The organism is Flavobacterium sp. (assembly GCF_043773265.1).
Lineage (GTDB): Bacteria > Bacteroidota > Bacteroidia > Flavobacteriales > Flavobacteriaceae > Flavobacterium.
In genome coordinates this window covers 1-3,864 of sequence record NZ_JAYVFH010000242.1, presented here as the reverse complement: position 1 = coordinate 3,864, position 3,864 = coordinate 1, and the positions used below count along the sequence as shown (strand labels likewise).

Genomic DNA, 3,864 nt, shown 5'->3' with positions numbered 1-3,864 from the left:
TCTTGCGAAAAAACGCTGTTAACTCCAATCTAATTTCTATATTTGTAATGTTCAGTCTTGAATTTCAAGCCACTGAGCAAAGCCGCAAGACGTTAGCGGTCAGCTTGAGCGATGACGCAGAAACAATGAAATAAAACAAGAACTAATGAATTATGAAATCAGTAACTATTTCTCTTAGAAAAATAAGATTTTTTGTTGTCTCTCTAATTTTAATATTGATTTTATATGTTATTTGGCAAAAAATCACAAGTCCTTATGGAGTTCAAAAAGTAAGTTTTATACCGTCCAAATCAGAAAAGTACACTCAAGGAAAGTTAAGTTTTACAATATACAAAGCAAAGTCAGGAGTTAATGAAGATGTTTTATATCATTTTCACGGAAGAAATTTAGATGATGCAATTTGGAATGATGATACTTATTACACTTCAATGATACAATCTCATTGGCAAAAAGCAAATATTAAACCGCCAACAGTAGTTTTAGTATCTTATGGCTCTCAATGGTTATTAACACCAAAAACATCAAGACCAGAAAGCGGATTATTGAATGATTTTGTATCTAAATTACCAATAATTGAATCTAAAATAGGTAAACCAAGAAATAGAATTTTACTTGGTGAATCTATGGGCGGACTAAACGTATTGATTTTAGGTCTAAATCATCCTGAATTATTTTCAAAAATTGCATCACTTTGTCCTGGTGTATATTTAGATTCGCCATTTTCAGATTTCGACAAAATAAAAAAAGGGTTACAACGAACTGGTGCAGACCCAAAAATAGCATATGGTATATACTTATGGTCAAAAAAGTATGTTACAAATCAAGAAGAATATAAAGCAATTTCACCTATAGATTTAATAAATAAAAATAATATAAGTTACCCTGAATTATATTTGTCGTGTGGCTTATATGATAAGTTTGGTAATTATGAAGGAACAGAGGCTCTTGCAAATATTGCTAAGTCAAAGGGAATAAGAACACATTGGCATCCTGTATATGGTGGTCATTGTTCTACAGACATTAAATCATTGGCAGATTTTCTAATAACTAACTAATAATAATAAAATGAAACTGACTATCTCAAAAATAATTTTAATGATTATTGGTATAACTATTTTTTCGTGTAACCAAAAAAAGCAATCATCCCAAGTCAATACAAAAATTGGCACAAAAACTACTAAATCATTTAACGTAAGTGATGAAATTCCCATTTGGGCAAATGGCATTCCAGACTCTTTACTAGTAACAGGAGAAGAAACAATAGTTAATGGTATTGCAAAAAATGTTTCCAAACCAACAATAAAAATATTTTCGCCAAAAAATGAAAATAGTGGTGCAGCAGTTATCGTAATGCCCGGTGGTGGATATACGAAAGTTGCTGTTGAATTAGAGGGTTCTGAAATTTGTGAATGGTTAGCTTCTATTGGCGTTACAGGAATATTACTAAAGTATAGAGTTCCTGATTCAGGTCCACATTATTACAAAGGTTGCCATTGTGAAAAAGACCCAATAAAACCGCTTGCGTTACAAGACGCTCAAAGAGCAATGCGATTAATTCGTTCAAAAGCAAAAGAGTATAATATTGACCCAAATAAAATTGGAGTAATGGGATTTTCGGCAGGTGGACATTTAGTTGCTGATATAAGCACAAACTATAGAAAAAAAGTATATTCTAAAACTGATGAAATAGATAATGTAGGTTGCCGACCAGATTTTGGAATTGTTTTTTTTCCAGGACATATGACTAACCATTCAGGCAACCCATACGAATTAAACAAAAAAATTCCTGTTGACAACAATACACCACCTACATTCATTTTACAAGCAGGAAATGACCCAATTGACCCAATAGAAAACTCTTTAGTTTATTTTATGGCTCTTCAAAAGGCAAAAGTACACGCCGAATATCACGTTTACGCTGAAGGCGGACATGCCTTTGGTTTAAACAGAACAATTCTTGACAATCCTAATTGGAGTGAATTACCAATTGCAGATTGGGAAAATTTGGTTGAAAGGTGGTTTAAAACTATAAAAATGACATCCAATAATTAAAAAAAAAAGAAAGCCGAACCGCTAACAGCCGTTTGGCAAGATTGCGAATTTTGTGGTAAATTCACGTTTGCGTTCCGCAAGAAATTTTATCTTTAATGGAAAATAAACGGTTACGAAGTTCGCAACCTCGCCAAGCGGCGGAACGTTAACTGCAAGCTAAAAAAAAATGACGGATAGAGAAAAAGCATTAGAGAAACTAACAATTGAAGTAAATAAGGACATTGAAAATCTTTGCGAAATAACTAAAAATTGTAATTTTTTAGAATTGCTATATTTTATTTATCAATTACATTGGATTAGATTATTGCAACATTTCCCAAATGCAAAAAAAGCAAATCCAAATGTTTTAAGTGTTTACAGTAACACAATTGAAGAATCATTAAAATACTTGATTTCTTTAAGTGCAAAATTTGGAAATTGGAATATTGTCACAACAAAAGATAATGAACCATACTTTAATTTGAAATTAGTTCAATTTTTAATAAAACAAACTACCTTAATAAACTCAAAATACGAATCAGAATCGTTAGTAAAATTATTTAATGTAGAAGTTTCGGGTGAAAGAAATCGTTATGTGAAAATCGATATGTCCAATGTTAAAACAGACGAAAATGTTAAAAAATTATTTGATTATTATATACGAATTGATGAGGACAATAATATTAAGAAAAACTCCAAAAAAGATAAAGATAATCTTTTGAAAAATTTCGCAGAAGAATACTCTTCTTTCGATGACTTATTTACTCAAGAGATGGGAGTTTCATTAACAGATTTTATTTATTTTATAAATAAAACAATAGATGACGTCACTGCTAAAATCTTAAAAAATGAGAAACAATTTGACATACTTGAAAATGGAAATGTAGATGTAAATACATTTAGCACATTTATAAATTTTGCAAAATGTTATGTAACAAGTAAATCATTTTTTTTAGAATCTTTAGACAAAAAATTTGAGCAAGTATTGAATAAATTGACATTAGATTATGAAAATTTCAATCCAAAAGAATTAAAGCATCATCAAATCACTCGTCAACCATTCATTGCAAAAAAAGATACTTTAATTATTTCTCCAGAATTAATATTAGATAGCTTATTTACAAACATACATTATTCTTTAATTGAAGCAACAAATATTAAAGCAGAATACATTGCGAGACAATCTTCATTTTTTTTAGATAAAATTTTGGCAATTGCAACAAAATTTGATTACGAAGAAATTAGTAGAGAATTAGATTTGTACGAAGGTAAAAATCAAATTGGAGATATTGACATATTATTTAGACATAAAAGTGGCGAATATTTACTTGTTGAAGCTAAAAATCACGCTTTACCAATGGATATTTATTTTAAAGATGTAACAAAGACAAATGAGCATTTAAAGTATTTACAAAATGCTTGGGAAAAGAAAGTTTTGCGTAGAGTAAAACATTTGAAAGATTATCATATTGAATATGATATTCCAAAAAATCATAAATATATCGTTGTATCAAGATTTCCAGAGGTAATCTCACATTATTCAGATTTATTGATATTTAGTATTCAAGAATTTGAAGAATGGCTATTAAATTTTAACGAAGTGGAAAACTTCAATGAGTTTAATGAAAAGTATTATGACAAAATTGGAAGTAAATTTACCGATGAAGAATTGAAAGAAATGCAAGATGCAAATTTATTTTTAATGAAATATAAAAAAGAATAATAGCCAGCAGTTAACAAAGAACTGTGCTTAAAAACAAATAAAATTTGATTTATTTTCACTATTTTTGAGTAGGAAAAACAAATTTAGTCTTGCGAGGAGAAAGTGATTTA

3 protein-coding genes are annotated in these 3,864 nt (G+C 29.2%); all 3 read left to right on the top strand.

All coding sequences use genetic code 11. From position 1 onward, the window contains the following. Positions 1 to 152 precede the first annotated feature (152 nt). The 3 genes from ACH2BO_RS13055 (at position 153) to ACH2BO_RS13045 (ending at position 3,754) form a co-directional block, all read left to right on the top strand. Complete coding sequence (locus ACH2BO_RS13055; RefSeq protein ID WP_395045171.1) at positions 153 to 1,055, top strand: alpha/beta hydrolase; 903 nt, start codon at positions 153 to 155, stop codon at positions 1,053 to 1,055. Positions 1,056 to 1,095: 40 nt separating this feature from the next. Further along, complete coding sequence (locus ACH2BO_RS13050; RefSeq protein WP_395045170.1) at positions 1,096 to 2,052, top strand: alpha/beta hydrolase; 957 nt, start codon at positions 1,096 to 1,098, stop codon at positions 2,050 to 2,052. Positions 2,053 to 2,218: 166 nt separating this feature from the next. After that, on the top strand, positions 2,219 to 3,754 hold the full coding sequence (locus ACH2BO_RS13045) for a hypothetical protein (RefSeq protein ID WP_395045169.1): 1,536 nt from the start codon (positions 2,219 to 2,221) through the stop codon (positions 3,752 to 3,754). Positions 3,755 to 3,864 lie beyond the last annotated feature (110 nt).